The organism is Candidatus Deianiraea vastatrix, assembly GCF_007993655.1.
In the GTDB taxonomy this organism is placed as follows: Bacteria; Pseudomonadota; Alphaproteobacteria; order Rickettsiales; family Deianiraeaceae; genus Deianiraea; species Deianiraea vastatrix.
The window spans coordinates 1168276-1187203 of sequence record NZ_CP029077.1 but is presented as its reverse complement, the minus strand read 5'-3'; the positions used below and the strand labels follow the sequence as shown (position 1 = coordinate 1187203).

The 18928-nt window shown below is 31.8% G+C and carries 13 protein-coding genes and 2 tRNA genes; 6 read left to right on the top strand and 9 right to left on the bottom strand.

Features of this window, described 5'->3' with window-relative positions:
- Positions 1–23: 23 nt before the first annotated feature.
- Complete coding sequence (locus deia_RS05660) at positions 24–3560, top strand: hypothetical protein (RefSeq protein WP_146821433.1); 3537 nt, start codon at positions 24–26, stop codon at positions 3558–3560.
- On the opposite strand, the gene deia_RS05655 is transcribed toward deia_RS05660, so the two are convergent.
- A complete protein-coding gene (locus deia_RS05655) occupies positions 3557–5197 on the bottom strand; it encodes an ABC transporter transmembrane domain-containing protein (protein ID WP_146821431.1) in 1641 nt (546 codons plus the stop codon). The genes deia_RS05660 and deia_RS05655 overlap by 4 nt on opposite strands.
- Before the next feature lie 140 nt (positions 5198–5337).
- Here deia_RS05655 and deia_RS05650 point away from each other — a divergent pair.
- From deia_RS05650 to deia_RS05640, 3 genes are all read left to right on the top strand, one after another.
- Positions 5338–5412 (top strand) — tRNA-Glu (locus tag deia_RS05650).
- A 133-nt stretch (positions 5413–5545) separates the two neighbouring features.
- A tRNA-Leu gene (locus deia_RS05645) sits at positions 5546–5630 on the top strand.
- Positions 5631–5659: 29 nt separating this feature from the next.
- A complete protein-coding gene (locus tag deia_RS05640; RefSeq protein WP_146821429.1) occupies positions 5660–6793 on the top strand; it encodes an LptF/LptG family permease in 1134 nt (377 codons plus the stop codon).
- On the opposite strand, the gene era is transcribed toward deia_RS05640, so the two are convergent.
- Complete coding sequence (gene era, locus deia_RS05635; RefSeq protein ID WP_146821426.1) at positions 6756–7628, bottom strand: GTPase Era; 873 nt, start codon at positions 7626–7628, stop codon at positions 6756–6758. The two genes, deia_RS05640 and era, sit on opposite strands and share 38 nt — an antisense overlap.
- A gap of 23 nt (positions 7629–7651) precedes the next feature.
- On the opposite strand from era, the gene deia_RS05630 reads away from it, so the two are divergent.
- The gene (locus deia_RS05630; RefSeq protein WP_146821424.1) at positions 7652–9565 is read left to right on the top strand and encodes a lytic transglycosylase domain-containing protein; all 1914 of its coding nucleotides are present in this window, start codon (positions 7652–7654) and stop codon (positions 9563–9565) included.
- Here the strand turns inward: deia_RS05630 and deia_RS05625 are convergent, their stop codons facing one another.
- From deia_RS05625 to deia_RS05595, 7 genes are all read right to left on the bottom strand, one after another.
- Positions 9566–10822, bottom strand: coding sequence for a lytic murein transglycosylase (locus tag deia_RS05625; RefSeq protein ID WP_146821422.1), 1257 nt, complete (start codon positions 10820–10822; stop codon positions 9566–9568).
- 13 nt (positions 10823–10835) lie between these two features.
- Positions 10836–11039, bottom strand: coding sequence for a hypothetical protein (locus tag deia_RS05620; protein ID WP_146821420.1), 204 nt, complete (start codon positions 11037–11039; stop codon positions 10836–10838).
- A 377-nt stretch (positions 11040–11416) separates the two neighbouring features.
- A complete protein-coding gene (locus tag deia_RS05615; RefSeq protein ID WP_146821418.1) occupies positions 11417–12163 on the bottom strand; it encodes a hypothetical protein in 747 nt (248 codons plus the stop codon).
- A 109-nt stretch (positions 12164–12272) separates the two neighbouring features.
- Positions 12273–14069, bottom strand: a complete 1797-nt coding sequence (gene recJ / locus deia_RS05610; RefSeq protein ID WP_146821416.1) for a single-stranded-DNA-specific exonuclease RecJ — start codon at positions 14067–14069, stop codon at positions 12273–12275.
- Between the two features lie 2 nt (positions 14070–14071).
- The gene (locus deia_RS05605) at positions 14072–15181 is read right to left on the bottom strand and encodes a M48 family metallopeptidase (protein WP_222912626.1); all 1110 of its coding nucleotides are present in this window, start codon (positions 15179–15181) and stop codon (positions 14072–14074) included.
- 71 nt (positions 15182–15252) lie between these two features.
- On the bottom strand, positions 15253–16863 hold the full coding sequence (locus tag deia_RS05600) for an MltA domain-containing protein (RefSeq protein ID WP_146821412.1): 1611 nt from the start codon (positions 16861–16863) through the stop codon (positions 15253–15255).
- A 31-nt stretch (positions 16864–16894) separates the two neighbouring features.
- A complete protein-coding gene (locus tag deia_RS05595; RefSeq protein ID WP_146821410.1) occupies positions 16895–17626 on the bottom strand; it encodes a Tim44/TimA family putative adaptor protein in 732 nt (243 codons plus the stop codon).
- Positions 17627–17736: 110 nt separating this feature from the next.
- Between deia_RS05595 and dnaN the strand changes: the two genes are divergently transcribed.
- Positions 17737–18843 (top strand): DNA polymerase III subunit beta, encoded by a 1107-nt coding sequence (gene dnaN / locus deia_RS05590; RefSeq protein ID WP_146821407.1) that lies wholly within the window; start codon positions 17737–17739, stop codon positions 18841–18843.
- The last annotated feature ends 85 nt before the right edge of the window (positions 18844–18928 follow it).

The following is an 18928-nucleotide window of genomic DNA, read 5'->3' as shown; positions in this document are numbered from 1 at the left end:
AATTTAAAATAGATTATTATTATATGCAAAACGATCCATTGAGAAAGCCGCCGTACCATAATACAGATGGTTTGGGTAATAATTGCCTTTTACATTCAGTTTTGTATAAAAAAGGTGATAATACGGCTTTATCCTGGACAGAAGCTAACTATAATAATATTGGTAATTACGAACAACAAAGAACAAGAGCTATAGATCTTCTTCGATTAAATAAGGGTGATCCTATAACGACAAAGACAGCAAATCTAAATGATCTCCGCTTGCCAGAAACTGGCAAGATTGGTGATGATTTAAGATTGCTATTCTTTCACTATAATATAGCACAAGGAATTATCAATGACTACAAAGCATTTATTCCTTCAGAAATTGAGAATATCAGAAATAAAAATGAAATTGTAACTATCACCACAGATCAAGAAAATGTAACATGTCAATATAACATTCAGAATAAAATAAAGTATCAATATAAAAACGCAAGTGAATTCCTTGAAAGCCAAGAGATTAATGCCATAGCTCGACTTTCAGGTAAAACAATTATTGTTGGAGTAGGAGGTAAATTTGATGCTACTGAGTGGAACTTTTATGGGAAAGAGATAAAACAATATACTATTGCTAAAGAGACTGGTAGTGTAAATAATATGAATTTAAATTTGAACTTACAGCCACAAAATACAATGCTCGGAAAATATCAGCTCAATATTACCAATGTTAATGTTAGTGTCTGTGATGATAATAAGATAGAAAATAACTTGAATGATTTGAAAAAAACATTTAAAAATATCGACAAAGATAATATCATTTTAATACATAATGAAAAAGGTTATCATTACTCAAGAATCAATCAAGATGAGTTTTTCAGGCAATTACAACCTTACCTTGATGGAACGCCATACCCAAAGAAGGCAGAGCCTAAGCAACTTACACAAGAGCAGCAAGCACAAATGGAGAAGATAAAACAAAAAATTGAGCAGCAACCTCAGCCACAACAGCATCAGCAACAACAACAGCAGCAGCAACAGCAAGCTGCGGAAAAGAGAAAAAAAGAGGAAGAAGAAAGGAAGAAGAAAGAAGAAGAGCTGAAAAAGCAGCAGCAACTACTTCAGAAGCAGCAACAACCCCCACCACCTGCTGGACAATATTTGACAGATATTCGCAAACTTCAAACTTCCCAAGCTACTGTTTTAAATCCCGGTGGTGATGTAAATGGTAGTGGATATTGCTTAATAAGTGCAATGGTTGCCGGAATATTAAATGGCGATCAAGGTGCTGCGCGAACATGGGTAAATAATATCAACACACTTCTTTCTCAAGATCAATATAAAGACTCAGTAAAGAATTGCGGTTACCAAATAAGCACCTTTGAACAATTAAAAAATAGCCTTACAACTGGAGGTGGACAGGCATTTAAACTTGTAACAACTATTTACGATATTTTCCTCAGAAATTGGTATCAAACTTTACGTTACACAGCAGAAAACAGGCAAGGGGAACGAAGTCCATGGGAAAAGTATGCAATCTTATCAGATACATTTGAAGACTTTTACTCTAATATACAAACAGAAATTGACCAACAAAAAGCAATACCACAAGACAGTGATTATGTTGCAATACCACCACTAATATATCCACATCTAAATGGCGATGGAATGCAAATTCCAGATAAAGATGATCCTACATTAATAGCGTTATTTCCTAATCACAATTTTACCATTGTCGGTGATAATGGTAACCCTGGAAAAATTGGCAATGGTACTAATAATATTACTATATATAATAAAGATAATCATTTTCATTTGCAAGATCCTGGTAAAAAACAGCAACCCCCGCCACAGCAGGCACTACTAAAACCTCCGCTACTTGCGACACATCAACAACAGCCACCACAGCAGAAACCGCAACAGCAACAGAATGTTCCGATCCAACTCAAAAATGGGAAGCATACATCAGGAAGTGGCAATAACTGCCTTCTACACTCAATGCTTTGGCGAGATGGAGATGGATATGACGTTAATGGATCTAGAAACATAGATATTCTTCCAATTGCAGTAATAGAGCAAAGGTTAAATCTTGCTCAAGGTACCTTAAATAGATTACACGGATCTACAAATTGTGACAAGATTAGAGCTTTGCTATGCAAGATAATTCTTTATGACGATGGTTGTAATAAGTATTTGACAAATAATGTTCAAAATGTTCAAAAATATATAACAAACCGACAATCACAGGATTCAAGTTTCCAATCATCTGCATCAGGCAAACTTATGCGTGGTGATATGCTTGAAGAAGATCATTTTGCATTACTTGGCATGATGATGAAAGATCAAAACTTTTTAATGTACAGAAATGGAGTATTCTCTGGAATTACAAATGGATTACACGAATATTTTACCGGAGAACACCAAGCACAATTACAATATTTTGGCAGTGGTGGGGCTTTTGAAAATGCAATTTGTATAGATAATGATAATGATAAGGATCATTTTCAAGTTATAGAAAATCCTATTATACTTGCAGGGCGACAACAACAGCAGCAGCAACAGCAGCAACAACAACAGCAGCAGCAACAGCAACAACAACAGCAGCAACAACAACAGCAACAGCAGCAACTGACAAAACCACCACATATACCACCACTACCAATTCCACAGAATCCTCAAAACAACAATATCCCAAATCAACAAAATCCAAATTCATCACCAGCTCCACATGAAAAAACAGACACTCAAACTAATGAAGATGACAATATTTCAATTTTAAGCCATGATGGCAATGAATCGGACTCAGATTTTGAAGGAGATGATCCAGATCAAAATAGGAATAAAATATCAAGAAGAAGAATACGGAAAAAACCAGATCCAAAAGATGATCAAAAAGATATTGATAAAAAAGATGATAGCAAGTCAGATGCAGATCCAATACCAGAAAATATAAAAATTGTTAAAAAAGATGAAATAAAAGAAAAAACTAAAGAAAAAGAGGAGAAATGGTATGATAAAGCACTTCCATATATCGCATCATCTCCATTTTGGATTGCTTCTGGATTGTATAAAGGATTAAAATTCATCGCAAATAACCAATATGTCAGAAAAATTGCAGAATTGGTTTTTCCAGTTGCTTCTTTTTTCTATAAAATGTTTGATAATGAAGATGCTGTCAAAAAAATAGCAGATAAAAAATATCAGGAATTACAAAGTAAAAATAAAGACAAAACACCATTTTCATTACCAGATTTATTATCAGGTGGCGGCATGGGTGGAGGCATGGAGAATTCAAGTGATGGCATATCAACAGATAGTCAAGAAAGACTAGTGCCAGCTTCCAACTCAAATAATAAACAAGATATAGAGAAAAAAATGCCATCTTTAAATCTCAATAATAAAGACAATCCAGAGCCAAAAATACAACCTTCAACTCAAAATAAAGACATTCTTCCCGAAAATAATCCAAATAAAGTAAATACACAAAGGCGATATAGCCACCTTGAAAATCTTCAAGCAAGTAGAAGAAATTCAATTGCGTCAGAGAAAATTAATCCGCAAACAAGAATATCGGCACATTAATACAGCTCAGATTTTGTAATATCAATATGCAAAGCATTTTCACCAAGTAAATCTTTGACATTTGCGTCATGCGATGAGATAAAAGTAATTTTTCCACTGCAATATTTTTTTATAACAGAAATTATTTTACTTGAGTTTTCTGCATCAAGGCCATTAGTAGGCTCGTCAAATATCATTAAATCACCACCCCTAAGTAAGCAAATTGCAATCATAATACGAGTTTTTTCCCCACCAGAAAGCATAAAATTTGCAACATTTTCATTAAATTTATCGGTTAAATACTCAATATTTAAATCACGCATTACAGAAGATATTAACTTTATATCCCTACATCCAGAATAGTGAAAATTTTCCAATAATGTTTTTTCCATAACAATAGCATTTTGCATACAATAAGAAATCTTTCCACGCAATTCAATTGGATTTATTTCAGTTATATCGATATTATCAATAAATATTTTACCTTTTTCAATTTCAATATATTTGCATATCATGTCAAAAAAACTTGACTTACCAGAGCCTGATTTAGTTGAAAATAAAGCTATTTGACCTGATTTTATATGAAATTCTGGAATTAAGATTGCCTCCCTCTTATCGCTTTGAAATCTAAAAGAAAAATTGCTAACATTAATGCTGGTAATTGCATTATCAGGCTTTTTACCATCGCTATATTCTTCTTTTTCAATTGACTCAGTAATTTCCATAATCTTTTTCCAAGCATTTTTAATTTGATAAAACTCAGCTCCATGTTCAGAAACGCCGCCAAGCCCAAATGCTATCATAATTGCATAAACCATAAAAGCCGTCAACTTTCCACCCGAAATCTGACTCAGTGCAATTTGCTTTGTACCAAAATATACGGCAATTAATACCGCTCCAACAACTGCAAACATGCAAAGCGATATGAAAAAAGATCTCAAAATTAGCCTTTGTCTTTCTTGTTTTAAAATCTTATCACAATTTGCAATATAATCTTCTTTTGCAATGTTTTGAGCTGAAAATGCCTTGATAAATTTTAGATTCAATATATTGTTAAATATCATTTTATCTGAAAGATTGTTGTAATCTTTTACAATTTTTGACTGCTTTTTCAGCTTTCTGCCAAGAATAAAAGCAGGCAACATTAAAATGGTAATAGAAATTAAAACCCATAGCGTAAGCTGCCATGATATATAAAAAATTACTATAAAACTTCCAATTAAAGTAAAAGAGCTGCGTATTAAAAATGGAAAAGATGTACCTAAAATTGCCCTAATTTGCACAAAAGAAGCCGATATTGTGTTAATAATTTTTTCACATCCAAAATTTTGTAAATGCGATATTTTGCCGTCTAAAATGAGATTATAAATTTTAAGCTTACTCTTTTGGCAGAATTTCTCGGCTATTAAATTCATAAAAAAACTTCTGCAGAAAGAAAAAAAACATAGACCGCAAGTTGCTGCAAAAAGCCTTAATATTGCAATATTTACATCATGACCGTTTCCACTTGATATTCCATCAACCATCGCCCTTACCATATACCCAAAGGACAAAACAATTAAAGAAGTTGCAATAGTTGAAAATATCGCTATGATAAATAATAATTTATAAGATGAAATAAAAGCTTTTAACAGACTGCTTATTTTGTAGTTATTCATGTTAATATAAATTTGTAATATAAAAAATGACTTATTTTTTTAAAAAGCAAGTCAGTTTTTCTATATATTAATAGTGTAAGTTTTTTTTAAAGAAAAAGCTTGATTTTTAAAAATCATGATGTTTAATTCACTCATTAGTCGGCTCCTTCGTCTAGTGGTTAGGACATCACCCTTTCACGGTGGTAACACGGGTTCAAATCCCGTAGGAGTCACCACTTATATTGCCAAAAATATAATTCATTGCTCAGCATTTTGAAATTCCAATACATACTAACTATTTTACACATTTCTTTTATTATTTAAAATAGTTGCTTTTTATATTTCTATACTTACAATCTATACAATACTGCGGCTATGGTGGAATTGGTAGACACGCAGCCTTGAGGTGGCTGTTTCGCAAGAAGTGGAGGTTCAAATCCTCTTAGCCGCACCAAAAACCGCTCAAAATTTGATGATTAAAAAATGAAAATAATTGATAAATACATACAAAACAAAATCATCCGTAATTTTGCAATAATATACATGGGCTTTATCGGTCTTATGTTTATTATACAAACCCTTAGACTTTTAAAATACATCCCCGCTAGTGCAATAAAAGTAAGCTATGTTATAATTTTTGGAGGACTTTTAATACCGGGATCTTTAACTCTTGTCAACGGCATAATATCAGCTATTATAATATACACCTCATACTCTTCAATGCTTGCATCAAATGAAATTATTGCAATGAAATCATCTGGCTTTTCTCAAAAAACAATCATAACGCCTGCAATAAAATTTGTTTCACTAAATTTTACAATTTTCTCAATAATATCCTGCTTTATACACCCAATTGCAAATAGAACTTTTGATAAAATGATACTTGATATAAAAGACGGCTATGTTTTATCAATTCTCAAAGCAGGCGAAGTAACTCATTTTCAAAATACTGCAATATCTTACGACGATATAGAAGGTGACAAAATGACAAATTTCACAATCTTGCAAACATCTCATCTTGAAGATAAAAAACAATATTATGCCCTATTTGCAAAATATGCTAAAGTTGAAAATAGTATACATGGGGCATATTTAATTCTTGAAGATGCAAATATATCGAAAATAAATATCGATATAAATAACCCTTTAAATGTTGAGAAAAATACTAATAAATCATCAATGACTAGAATAAAAATGAGTGCAATTATGCAAAAAGCCCAACAGGATGGCAAAATAAATGAACAAAGCGTTACAATTACTGAGCTTATTGCAAATAAAGAAATATTTTCTAACTATAAAAGAGAAATTAACAAAAGAATACTACTTCCATATTACGCAATATTTCCATCAATTATAATAGCAATCGGGCTTGCATCAATAAAAAGCAATAGAATGAAAAATAATAAAACAATCATTTTAACCCTAACATTTGCTGTAATGCTGATTTTTATCACATTTATGATAACCAAAATTGCAAAATATACAAGCCTGAACGCACTTATAATGCAATATTCATTCCCGGTAATTACCCTTGGCTTATTTGCTGCAATCAATAATCCACAATGGATTACAAGAAAATCTAGTCGACTTTTACCTTCTCAAGCCAATCTTCTTTAACTTTTACAAAAAGCTCAAGATTAACCTTCGTTTCATAAAAATCCTCCAATTTCTTCGTCGTTGAAACTCTAATTGCCTTTATCATAGAGCCATGTGAGCCAAGAATAATGGGTTTATATGCCTTTCGTGAAATTAAAATATCCTGCGCAATTTCAATATATCCCTCATGAAATGTAAAAATATTGGTTATAACATCAACGCCATATGGTATTTCATCTTTAATTTTGTTAAAAATAGTCTCACGCGTCACATCAGATGCTATCAAAGCATTTGGTCTATCTGTTAAATCATCTTCCTCATAAAACCATCTGTCCTCCTTAGCTTTTGACATTATATACTCAAGCACCTCATCAATACCCTGTTGCTTTGTCGCAGACATGCCGAAAATTTCATCAAATAAACCAGTTTCTGCAATTTTGAGTGCAGTTTTAAATTTAAACTCCTCTTGCTTAATTCTATCAACTTTGTTAATAACACAGATCATATTTGGAATTTTCGCACGAACTGACTTTGCAAGCTCCAGTGTGGAATGGGTAAGTCCATTTTCTCCATCAATTACAAAACATGCAAGATCTATGCCTTCAGACATCCCATTCCAAGCATTTTTTACAATAACATCCTGCAATTTGCTTTTTGGTTTATTTAAAATACCCGGAGTATCAACAAAAACCACCTGCACATCACCTTTAGTTAGAACTCCCCGTATTGAATTTCTCGTGGTTTGAGGCTTATAACTCACAATGCTTAATTTTTCTTGCAAAAATTTATTTAAAATTGTTGACTTTCCAACATTTGGCTTCCCACATATTGCTACAAAGATTGTTTTTTGTTTCATTATCACTATTTTTAGTTATTAATATGCTAAATATAATAAAATTAAATGTCTACATTTTTTCTATATTATTTTCAAATCTTGTAAATGCGGATATAAAAAAAGATTTAGATGCAAGTTATAAGCGAATATTTTCCTGCATAGAAAAAGGGAATTGTAAAAATCTTGAGAAAAATCATGAACTTCTTGCATCGCTAATTATAGCCTTTGATAAAACAAAAAATGAAAAATATATACAACACATTTTAACAAATGAAGACTTTCTTGCCTCAAATTCCAAAGAAACTATAGTGTTATACATTATTCAGACCCTTATCAAATACAATAAAAATCTGTCAAAAGAGACGACTGAAATGATTATTAATGCAATAAATACAGACAATATATCAAATGAAAATCTTTATAAAATCGTAAATTTGTATAAATCAGATGAGCCACTTGAGGGTGCAAAAATTCCAAATCTTGTCAAAAATATCTGGATATACGGTAAGTTCTACTCTGCAGATGAAGAGGCTATGTTTTTCCTTAAATATCAAAAATATTTTGATATCAATATATTTACTCATCGTATAAATCGTCTTTTAATTACAGGTGATATCAAAGAAGCTATAAGAATTAACAATCTTTTTAAAGACACAAGCCCTGAAAAGCGCCTAAATGATATGAAAATCGAAATAACAAAATCCTGTAAAAACCTAAACAATGAAACACTTGAAAGACTTGCAAAAATCTCAAGTAATGACGACGGTGTAAACATTATTCTCATGAAATGCCTTGCAAGCTCAAATATGAATCATAAAATCATTAAATTTGCAACAAGAATACAAGATAAAGATAAAATACTTGGCGATATGATCTGGAAATACCAAAATCTTGCAACAATAGAGGCACTAAACCACAAACAATACGATATTGCAAAGGAAATTCTTGAATCCATCATCCCTGCAAAAAGACTTGATTACATTCATCATCAATTCCTACTTGGATGGATTAAATTTCGCTTTTTAAATAAACCAAAATCGGCAATTCCTCATTTTGAAAACATCTTAAAAAATAGCAGCTATGCAGTCTCTGTTGCAAGGGGAAATTACTGGCTTGCGCGAACTTATGAGGCAATGCAAAATAACGATGAAGCAAGGAAATTTTATGAAATTGCAGCCCAGTATCCAACAACATTTTACGGTCAGCACGCAATTAAAAAACTTGGCGCGTCTTTAAAATCAAAAATTGATGGATATATAATGGATGCTAAAATTGATGAAAATTTTGAAAATAGTATGTTTAAAACGGCATCAATCTTGAATAAATACAAACTTGAAGAGCTTTCAATCTTACTTATTCAAGACGCAATGGCAAAAACCACCAAAGATAATGTTCTGCAAACAATTTACAGCTCAACAAAAATCCTAAATAAATATGAAATAGCTCCAATTGTTCGCTATGCAACTCGTTTTGGTGTCTTCTTGCCTCAAATATCATATCCAAAAATAATGCCAAATATAGATAATTTTACATCAAGTATTATACGGCAAGAAAGTGGCTTTACAGTCGATGCAATAAGCGAAAAAAACGCTATGGGAATGATGCAGGTAATACCTGAGACTGCAAAAATTATCTCAAAGCAACTTGGTTTAAAATACAGTAAAGAACGCATGCTTCGCGATAAAGAATATAATATTCGTATTGGAAGTACGTATATCAAGAATTTAGGCAAGGCATTTAACGACAATAAAATCTTAATTGCCGCAAGCTATAACGCAGGGCCAGCGCCAGTTAAAAGATGGATTAACAATTTCGGCAACCCAGATATCATGACAAATGACGATCAAATCGACTGGATTGAATCAATTACTTATGGACAAACACGAGATTATGTAATGCGAATAATGGAAAACTATAATATGTATGAAAATATATACAGCAAGGATAAATCTATTTAATTACTCGTTTTCATCGTCATCATCATTTTTCTTGGAAGCAACATCTACTGTCTTGAAAATCTTTTCACTCTCATGTTGCAGGGCCGCTATTGTTACACCAAAAAACATACTTCTATTCCAGTCCAAAATATGACCAAAGTTTTCATATGCTAAAAATGCACGAGGCTTGCAACCATTTTGGAAAATATGAGTTCTATCTGGAATAATAAGCCATGCTTTTTTGTATTGATCGTGAAAATATTTCGCACCAAATCTACTTTTTCCAAGCTTAACTCCAAGCTTTTTCCACTCTTCAACAGTTTTTACCTTATTTTCAACATACCCCGCAAGACAGTAATCAAATTCATCCGGCAATATAACTTCAGTAATCAGCCCACCATCTTTTTTCCATTTAATATTATATAAATAATTAGCAAGTGACGCAAGGGCATCTTCCTCTTTGTTCCATAAGTCAATTTTATCTTTATCGTCATAATTAATTGCGTATTTTAAAAATGTCTGCGGCATAAATTGCACTTGACCAAAAGCCCCAGCCCAAGAGCCACGAGAGCCAATATCTCCATGCCCCATATCTATAATCTGTAAAAATTGAATCAAATTTGTTTCAAAAAATTCTCTCTTTTTCTCATTAGTATATGCAAGAGTAAATAAACTATCTATAACCCTAGTATTTCCCATAATTTTCCCAAATTTCGTCTCATGCATCCAAAGTGCCGTCATTATCGATCTTTCAACTGCAAAAATCTTTTCAAGATTATCAAACATCTCTTTATCTCTATTTTTTCTAAGATTGATATTTTTTGATAAAATAGCAATATTTTCAGCAGATAGCTGATTCATCATGTAATCTACAAGATATGTCTTTTTTTCAGGTTGTGCATTACTGAGTTTGGTAATATTATTCTTATATTCAACGCTATCATAAAAAGCATTTCGCGTCTTTCTTGAAACTCCTGCATCCTTTGCAAGCTTTAAAATTTTATCTTTATATTTCTTAATCAGCTTCTTTTCTTCGCTTGAAAGCTCAATTATATCGTTCTTTTTTGTAACACTTATTGCAGTTTCACTTTTTGGAATGACCATCGCTGACTTACATATTGATTCATCAAAATCAACTCCAAGATTAGATGTAATTTTACTCCTCTCATTGTCTATACTTACAACAGAGCAGCTTGGTATATTTGTAAACTCGTAATTATATGCACTTGCATTTTCAATAAGAAGCATAAATAATGCAATAAATAATACACTTCTCATATAAATATATCAACTATAAAGCCTGTCTTACCTCTTTATTCTTTGGGGTATAAAACGTAACATCAGATAGACTAATCGGTTCAAATTGAGTTGAATTCTTCAAGAAAATCCTCATTTTTTCATAAGTAGAATCTTTGTTTAACTCAAGAGTTATATTTTGAATTTCCTTTTGCTGCTCATATATTTTTACTTTCATGTTGGCATTTCTCTTTTTCATAATATGAATTTTATCCTTAAACGAAAAAAATGCAAAAAGATGAATAATGCTTATTAAAATCAAAATAAACATCAAACCAAAAACTTTCGTATTATACATATCCATTACTTTAAATAATTACAATGAATAATAAAAATATTTTTTTTATTGTCAAGGTATTTTTCACAAAGAAGTAATTTTATACAAGAGTGATAAAAATGCCAAAACAATCTTTTACAAAATAAAACAGATTATTTGCTAAATAATGCTTACAAAATCTGCCATAACTGCAAATTAATCGGTAAAACTAAGCATTTCACCAACCTTAATATCAAAAATTATAAATTCAAGTATTTATTTATACGAGATTTACAACTGCAGCAAAATATTAATCACCATTAATCTTCAAAAATATCAGCATCATCATAAAGTTTTGTTATTCTGTATTCTTTTATAACATCTTGTATTTTTACAACTTCCAAATCAACACGCCTTAGCAAATCTTGCCACTCTGTATTTGGAAATTTATTATGTCGCATTTTTGCACACAGTTCATCTTCTTGGTTTAAAAACACAACTTTTCTAGGTCTTTTATCAAGCTTTTCAATTATAACTTTCCCAGCATTTTGCTCTTGCTTTCTTTTGTTGAAACTTGCATCCGCCCAATACATTAACTCTTTTTGAAATATACTTTGCTCTTCAATTTCTATACTTTCTTCTTCATATCGCTTTGTAGTAGCTTGTATAGCATTTGCATCGGTATTTGTAATATTATATATTGGTGCATGAATGGTATTATTGTACCCATAAACATTAATATTTACCTTTGCATTATTGCCATCCTTTGCTGTTGCGTCAACGATACTTCTAATATCTTGACAATCTTTTTTTGAATATTGATAATCAGATTTGCCTTTATTTAAGAAGAAATTAAAGCTTGTTTTTAAATACTCACCAAATTCAATTATTGAATTAATTTCTGTAATAAGTGGCATTACCATACCAACTAAATCGATTATAATGCTTCCACTTTTCACTTCTTTAATAAGCAATTTTCTCTCATGCTTTTTGTAATCATTTTTTGATTTTTTGTTAAGATAGATGTCATACTGAGAGCCAAGTGCATTTAATGAATTTGACAACACATTTAGATCAACTGGATTTTCATTTTTTATTTCCAGTCTTAAAAAGATATTACTTATATTTAAACTTTATAACAAAGCAACTATAACACAAAGATTTTAAATTGCAAAATTAATTTGCAAAATCAACCACTACGATGGAAAGCCCATAGCTTCCATATTCAATATTTGCGATAATATCTACCTCTTTGCCTTGGTGTTTTTTTACAAAATCGCCAAGTAATGTCGCATTTGCATTAAACAAAATAGCCGATTTCCACAAGTATTTATCGTCATTTTTATGTCTTGTACGCAGATTTAACCTAAAATGTAGCTCCTTTAAAACGCTATAGTCGCCAATTACCGCATTTTTTATTAAAAACAACGGCTTTGGATTGCCAATTCCAAATGGCTCAAGTCTTGAAATATCCCTTATTTTATCGTCGATTTGCTCAAGTGAAATTTGACAGTGTATATCAATTTTCGCGCCATCTTTAGCGCTTACAACATCTTGGTGTAAATGCTGTTCAAAAAAATCAAAAAGCCTTTCAAAATCGTCAAGTTTCGCCGAAAAACCGGCAGCCCCAGCGTGCCCTCCGCCTTTTAAAATCAGCCCATTTTCAAGCGCACAAATTACAGATTTCCCAATATCCACGCCATCAATTGACCTACACGATGCCTTGATAATCATAACTCCCGAATTTTTCGAAATTGACCCAATTATAGTTGGTTTTTGGTATAAATCCTTAATTTTTGAGGCAACAATGCCAATTACCCCTTCGTGCCACTTGTCAGACTTTAAAAATAAGACATTTTTTCCACTTGCAAGCTCTAAATCAGCCATTTTCTTGGCACTTTCTATAATTTCCTCCTGAATTTCACGCCTTTCTTGATTAAGAGTTTTAAGCTCCGCCGCAAGCCTTGCAGCATCGGTTTCGTCAGTATTTGTCAGTAAATCAACCCCAATCATCGCCGAGTCAATTCGCCCTCCAGCGTTAATCATAGGGCCAATTATAAATCCTATATCGTAACTTGATGAAATTTCCTGCTTGCCACCTGCTAAAATGAGCTGACGCAGTCCGCAAAAAGCAATCTTTTCCTCTTGCAAAAGACTGTCGTAATTTTGTAGATTTTTCTGTAAAACTGCAATACCGGTATGGTAAAATGCACGATTAAGCCCTATCATTTTCATCATATCGCAAACGCTTCCAAGCATTGCAAATGGCACTAAATTTAGCAAATTTGGCTCTTTTTTACCCTCATAAAACCCCATTTCACGAAGCTTTGCATTTAAAGCAACGCATAGTAAAAAAGTCACTCCCGCAGCGCATAAATAGCCCATTTTACTGTCATCTCCAAGTTGATTTGGGTTAATAATTGCAATGGCCTCAGGGCGGTCGATTTGCGAAATATGGTGATCAACCACAACAACATTCATGCCAAGCGCTTTTGCGTATTCAAGTGGCTCAAAAGCAACAGTTCCACAGTCTAAAGTAACGATTGTATCTACTTTTTCCATGTGCATTTTGTGCATTAAAGGTATGCTTGGCCCATAGCCGTCTTTAAAGCGATTTGGTATAATAATTTTTGGTAAAATGCCAATTAAGATGAGGAAAATCTTAAGCATGCTGGAAGAGGAAACTCCATCAACATCATAGTCGCCCAAAATTCCTATCGTTTTTTTATCAATTATTGCCTTGCATAAATGGGTAACTCCAAGATCCATGCCCATGAGTTTTGATGGATTTGGCATTAAATTCTTTAGTTTCGGATTTAAAAAATCCTCAGCATTTGACACATCAACACCGTCAGTTTTTGCCAAAATATCACCTAAAATCGGCGATATTGAAAGTAAAGATGCAATTTGCGAGCTTTTGTTTAAGTTGCTTTCAAGAATGTTTAAATTTCGTCCAAGTGCCGTCTTTTTCATAGCTATCCAAAAATCTTTTCAACCTTTTTATAAAGCGCATATATTTTCTTTCCAGTTTCAATTTTTTGCTCAATAGAATCCTTTATTTCAAAAACCTTTACATACGATAACTCATAAAAACTGCATATATAATGCGGTAATTTTGATGCATTACTAATATTGTATAAAATCACAGTGGAAAATAATAATACACAAATGCAAAAAATATTCGATATATACTCAATAATTCCACTTTTAATAACTTTGTCAGTTTGGTTAATTTTTGATACAAACTTTATTCTTGATTTCGTACTAGGGTGGGAAGATAATATACTTTGCCATGAAAACCTTTTCATTGGCGAAATAGCATTTAATGCAATAGCAATACCAATGCCACCAAGGCATCTTGCCGAATCGCCATCTGCTCTATGCTCAATATGTCTTGAAAACAACATTCTTACTAAAAAATCAATCGGCACAACAATTTTATTAAATATTATCTTATTAAACATGCCATCAATACACTTATATATAAATTTTATAATTATTTTCGCAAAAAAACCAATAATAGGTATCATGCTAATTAATAAAATTGCAAAAGATATAATTAAATGCAGGATCTTTGCTAAAAATAAATTTGCCCCCTTTGTATAGTATAGCAATAAACCGGGAAGAAAATCTCTATGCGTAATATGAGACATCTCATGTGCAATAATCCCAGCAATTGCCTTTGTAAAATGCTCCTTAGTAGAAGTTCTTTCACCAATTGCATCTATCATGCCCTGTGTAATAATAATAAAATTTTCCCTAAAACACCCAACTGCAAAAGCATTAATTTCATCATCCCTTGAAATAAAAAGCGAAACATTCTTTATTTCAAAATGCAATTTAATCTCTAAAAATTCATTATAAATTTCCTCATAATGCGATAATCCGGCAATATTTTTACCACCCTTTCTTAAACTCTTTGTCGTTATTCCAAATAAATAGTCAAATATTAAATATAAAAAACAATATAACGATATTAAAAATATACATATTAAAAAAAAATCTCCCATTACTCTTGTAATTTCTGCACTTGCAATATCTAAAAAATAGTGTAAAACAAAATAGAATATCGCACAAAATGGCATTAATAGTAGGCCAAAATTAATAAATGATATTAAATATATAACAAAAAAATGTATTGGCCTAAACAGCATATCTACTTTACTCTAACCTTATGTAAAACATTATTTGGAATCATCATAAAATATACACCTGGGAATTTCTGCTTTTCCGCAAGATATCTAGCTTTTGTTCCATGACCCCAGAATATATCAGCACGCACAGCCCCTCTTATGGCCTCCCCCGTATCCTGCGCAATAACCATTCTGCTCATTCTAATATAATTTTCATTCATATTTTTCACAGCAATATAAGTCTGCATCCAAAGCGGCGCTCCATATGGTATAATACCATTATCAACTGCAACACTTCTAGACGGCGTGAGTGATACACCTTGCGCGCCAATCGCACCATCACCATTATTGCTCAATTTTCTGAAAAATACATATGAATCGGTATGCGCAAGTACATCATTGCCCTCCTCAGGATTTTCCTCAAACCATGCTATTATTTCATTTAAATTCGGATTACACTTTGGAATGCACTTATTCTTCATGTATGTAAAAATATTCTTACCCCTTTGCTTATTAGTGCCTGCAAAGCCAACTCTTCCAAATGTTCCATCTTCAAGTGCAACAATACCCGAACCTTGAATTTGCAATAAAAATATATCTAAAGGATTTTTCGCCCAATATAGCTCAAGACCTCTACCAGATAGCTTGCCTTCATTAATCTCAGATCTTGTAGGGCATTGCTTACTTGCACACTCAGGCGGCATAGCATAAATCGGGAATTTATATTTTCCACTTTTTGTAGCATCTCCAGCAAGATCAAGCTCGTAATATCCAGTAAAAGAGCCATGCGGATCGTATCCACCAGATTTTCTTTGATAAACTTGAATAGGCGTGAAATTAGATATAAAATACTTTAGCGCGTCATCTTTATTTAAGGTTTTATTTACAAATTTCTTTAATTCATTACATACCTCATGCCAATCTTTGGCAAGTCCAAGATATATATTTCTCGTCTCAACAGGCTTATCAGGTCTTGCAAGAAAGCTATCGCAACTTTTTGAAAAACTAATGATAGCATCGGATATATTCTCATCATTTTCAATTCCATCTAATGTCTTAAACTTTTTTATCACAAGCCTCACAGAATTATTTGAACCTATGGTTTTTTCAGATATTTTACCATCTCTTTCATTAATGTAATCAATAAAATCCTTTGAATCTGACTGAATTTCTGCATTTTCAATAATTTCATCACCTTTAATATCAACAACATCCTGTATAACTCTCTTTTGTAGTGATACAAAAATTTCATTTACATCAACATTGTCAGACCAAAACTCATCAATTTTAGACTCAAGATTAAACATCGTTAAATTCAAATCTTTTACCCTAGTTTTATATTGCAAAACATTGGTAAATTTTCCTTTGTCTTTAGCATTATTATTTAATATACCAATTCTTGAGCCATTTGAATCTAGGAAAATATCAAATTTTATATCATTTAAATACTCATTTTTCCAGTCTTTGAAGTCGACATATTCTACTTTTTTACCTCTTTGAAAAATATCAGCAACCGAATCATATTTTACACTTTTATATTTTTTTCTTCCATCGTATCTGCCAAATTGCATTGCACATCCTGAGGTAAATAGCAAAGTAAGCACAATGGTAAATCTTGTAAAAAGATAGAACATAAAAGAAAAAATAGCTATTCTTGGCTAGTTACTACGACAATATCTGTATAGAGGAAACTATCCAATTTGAAAAATTTTGTATTGTAATATCTTGTTTAAAAACCCATATTTCGCTTACATTATGCTTTACTGTCTTGCTTCCGCTTGCAATATTGCCACTAGTCATATTTTCACTATATTGAATTTGCTCCGAATTAATTTTAATCTTCACCTCATATAAATTATCAACAATATCTATATCAAGAATCTCAATTTTCTTCGTTTTTACAACATAAACTTTTTCTCTAATTTCAGCCTTCTCATTTGAGTTTAAAATTTCTATAAATCTCTCAGTTACCGCCTTATTGCAAAGAGAAATTATTGCCTCTAAATCTGCATTTGAATAACCCTCTATCACTCTTTCAAATGTCGCATGTACGCCATTAATAAAACCCTGATAGCTAAAACCGTTAATCTTTACATGCATATCTACTAATTTTTGCTTTATATCTTCAGATAAATCGCCAGAAATAGCGTCAATACTTTGCCTTGCATTAGTTATTATCTCTTGCTGCTGTGCTTTTTTCTCATTTCCTTTAACGCTAGATATAACACCTTTAATTTTTGAAGGCTTTTCATATTGCGAAACATCAACACCAGAAACGTCTTTAACAACATTCTTACCACTGGAATCACTATACTCATTACCCAAAATCTTGCGTAACTTTAAAACAACAAACACAGCAATTAGTGCAAAAATAACAACATCAATCATTTTTTTCATATAAGTTACATAAACGCAAAACAAATTAAAATATAAGTCAATATATTTTTTTGTTGACAAATATTTTTTTATTATAACATATATCTATTAATTGATTTATCTTAACTTATATGAACTTTTCTATTTTACAGTCACAAGCTATTAAATGCTTAAATCATGTTATCGGATCAACAGATAAAAAAGATTTCTTGGATATTTTGTCTTGTGTAAAGGTCGAAATTAAATCCAATATTGCAAAGTTCACAACTACAAATCTTGATATGCAGTCATCAGATTCTGTAGAAATTAAATCATCAGGAGATTTTTCATTTCTTGCGCCAATATACTCAATTATAGAAATTGTTAAACATCTTCCAGCAAGCGCGGAAATAACATTTACAATAGATGATGCAAATCCTAATATTCTAAAAATCAGCTCTGGAAAGTTTAATTTCAATTTATCAATTGTTCCTGTTGAAGATTTTCCTTCAATGCCGGCAACAAATTTTGAACACAATATAAAAATAAAGTCAGATAAATTGCTTGAATGCATTAAAAAAACTCAATTTTCAATATCAAATGACGAGGTAAGATATAATCTAAACGGTCTAATGTTACATACCGAAGCTGGAAAATTAAACTTCGTTTCAACCGATGGACACAGGCTTTCTGTTGCATCAACCGAGGTTTCCATCGCAAACGACTTGCCAAATTCAATAATACCAAAAAGAGCTATAAGCGAAATCGTTAAAATTTGCTCAAATTCATCAGATGTAGAGCTTGATTTTTCAACAAACAAAGTAAGTGTAAAGGCTGGAAATGTTGTGTTTATTAGCAAGCTTATAGATGGAACTTTCCCAGATTATAAAAGAGTTATTCCACAATCAAACGACAAATTGTTAACCCTTGAATGCGCCGTTCTTGCCAAAGCTGTTGAGCTTGTTTCAATTGCAAATATGGGTCAAGAAAATAAAGGTGTAATCTTTACAATCTCTGAAAATGGCATTGAAATCTCAAGTAAAGTTGACTCTTGTCAAGCATCAGAATTTGTAAGCGCAACCTATACTTCAAAAGAGCAAGCAGTTGCAAAATATAACTATAAATATATACTTGATGTAATGTCAAATGTCGGGACAAAAAGCTGTATTTTTAAAATTTCATCGCCGGAATCTCCGATTTTAATCCTTCCAGAAGGAAATGAAAATCTTCGTTTCGTCGTAATGCCAATGAAAATGTAGTCTCATTCATAAACATCCTTGCAAAAAATATTTTCAAAATAATGTTTGCAATTAATATAATTGGTTATACAGTTATTTGAATTAT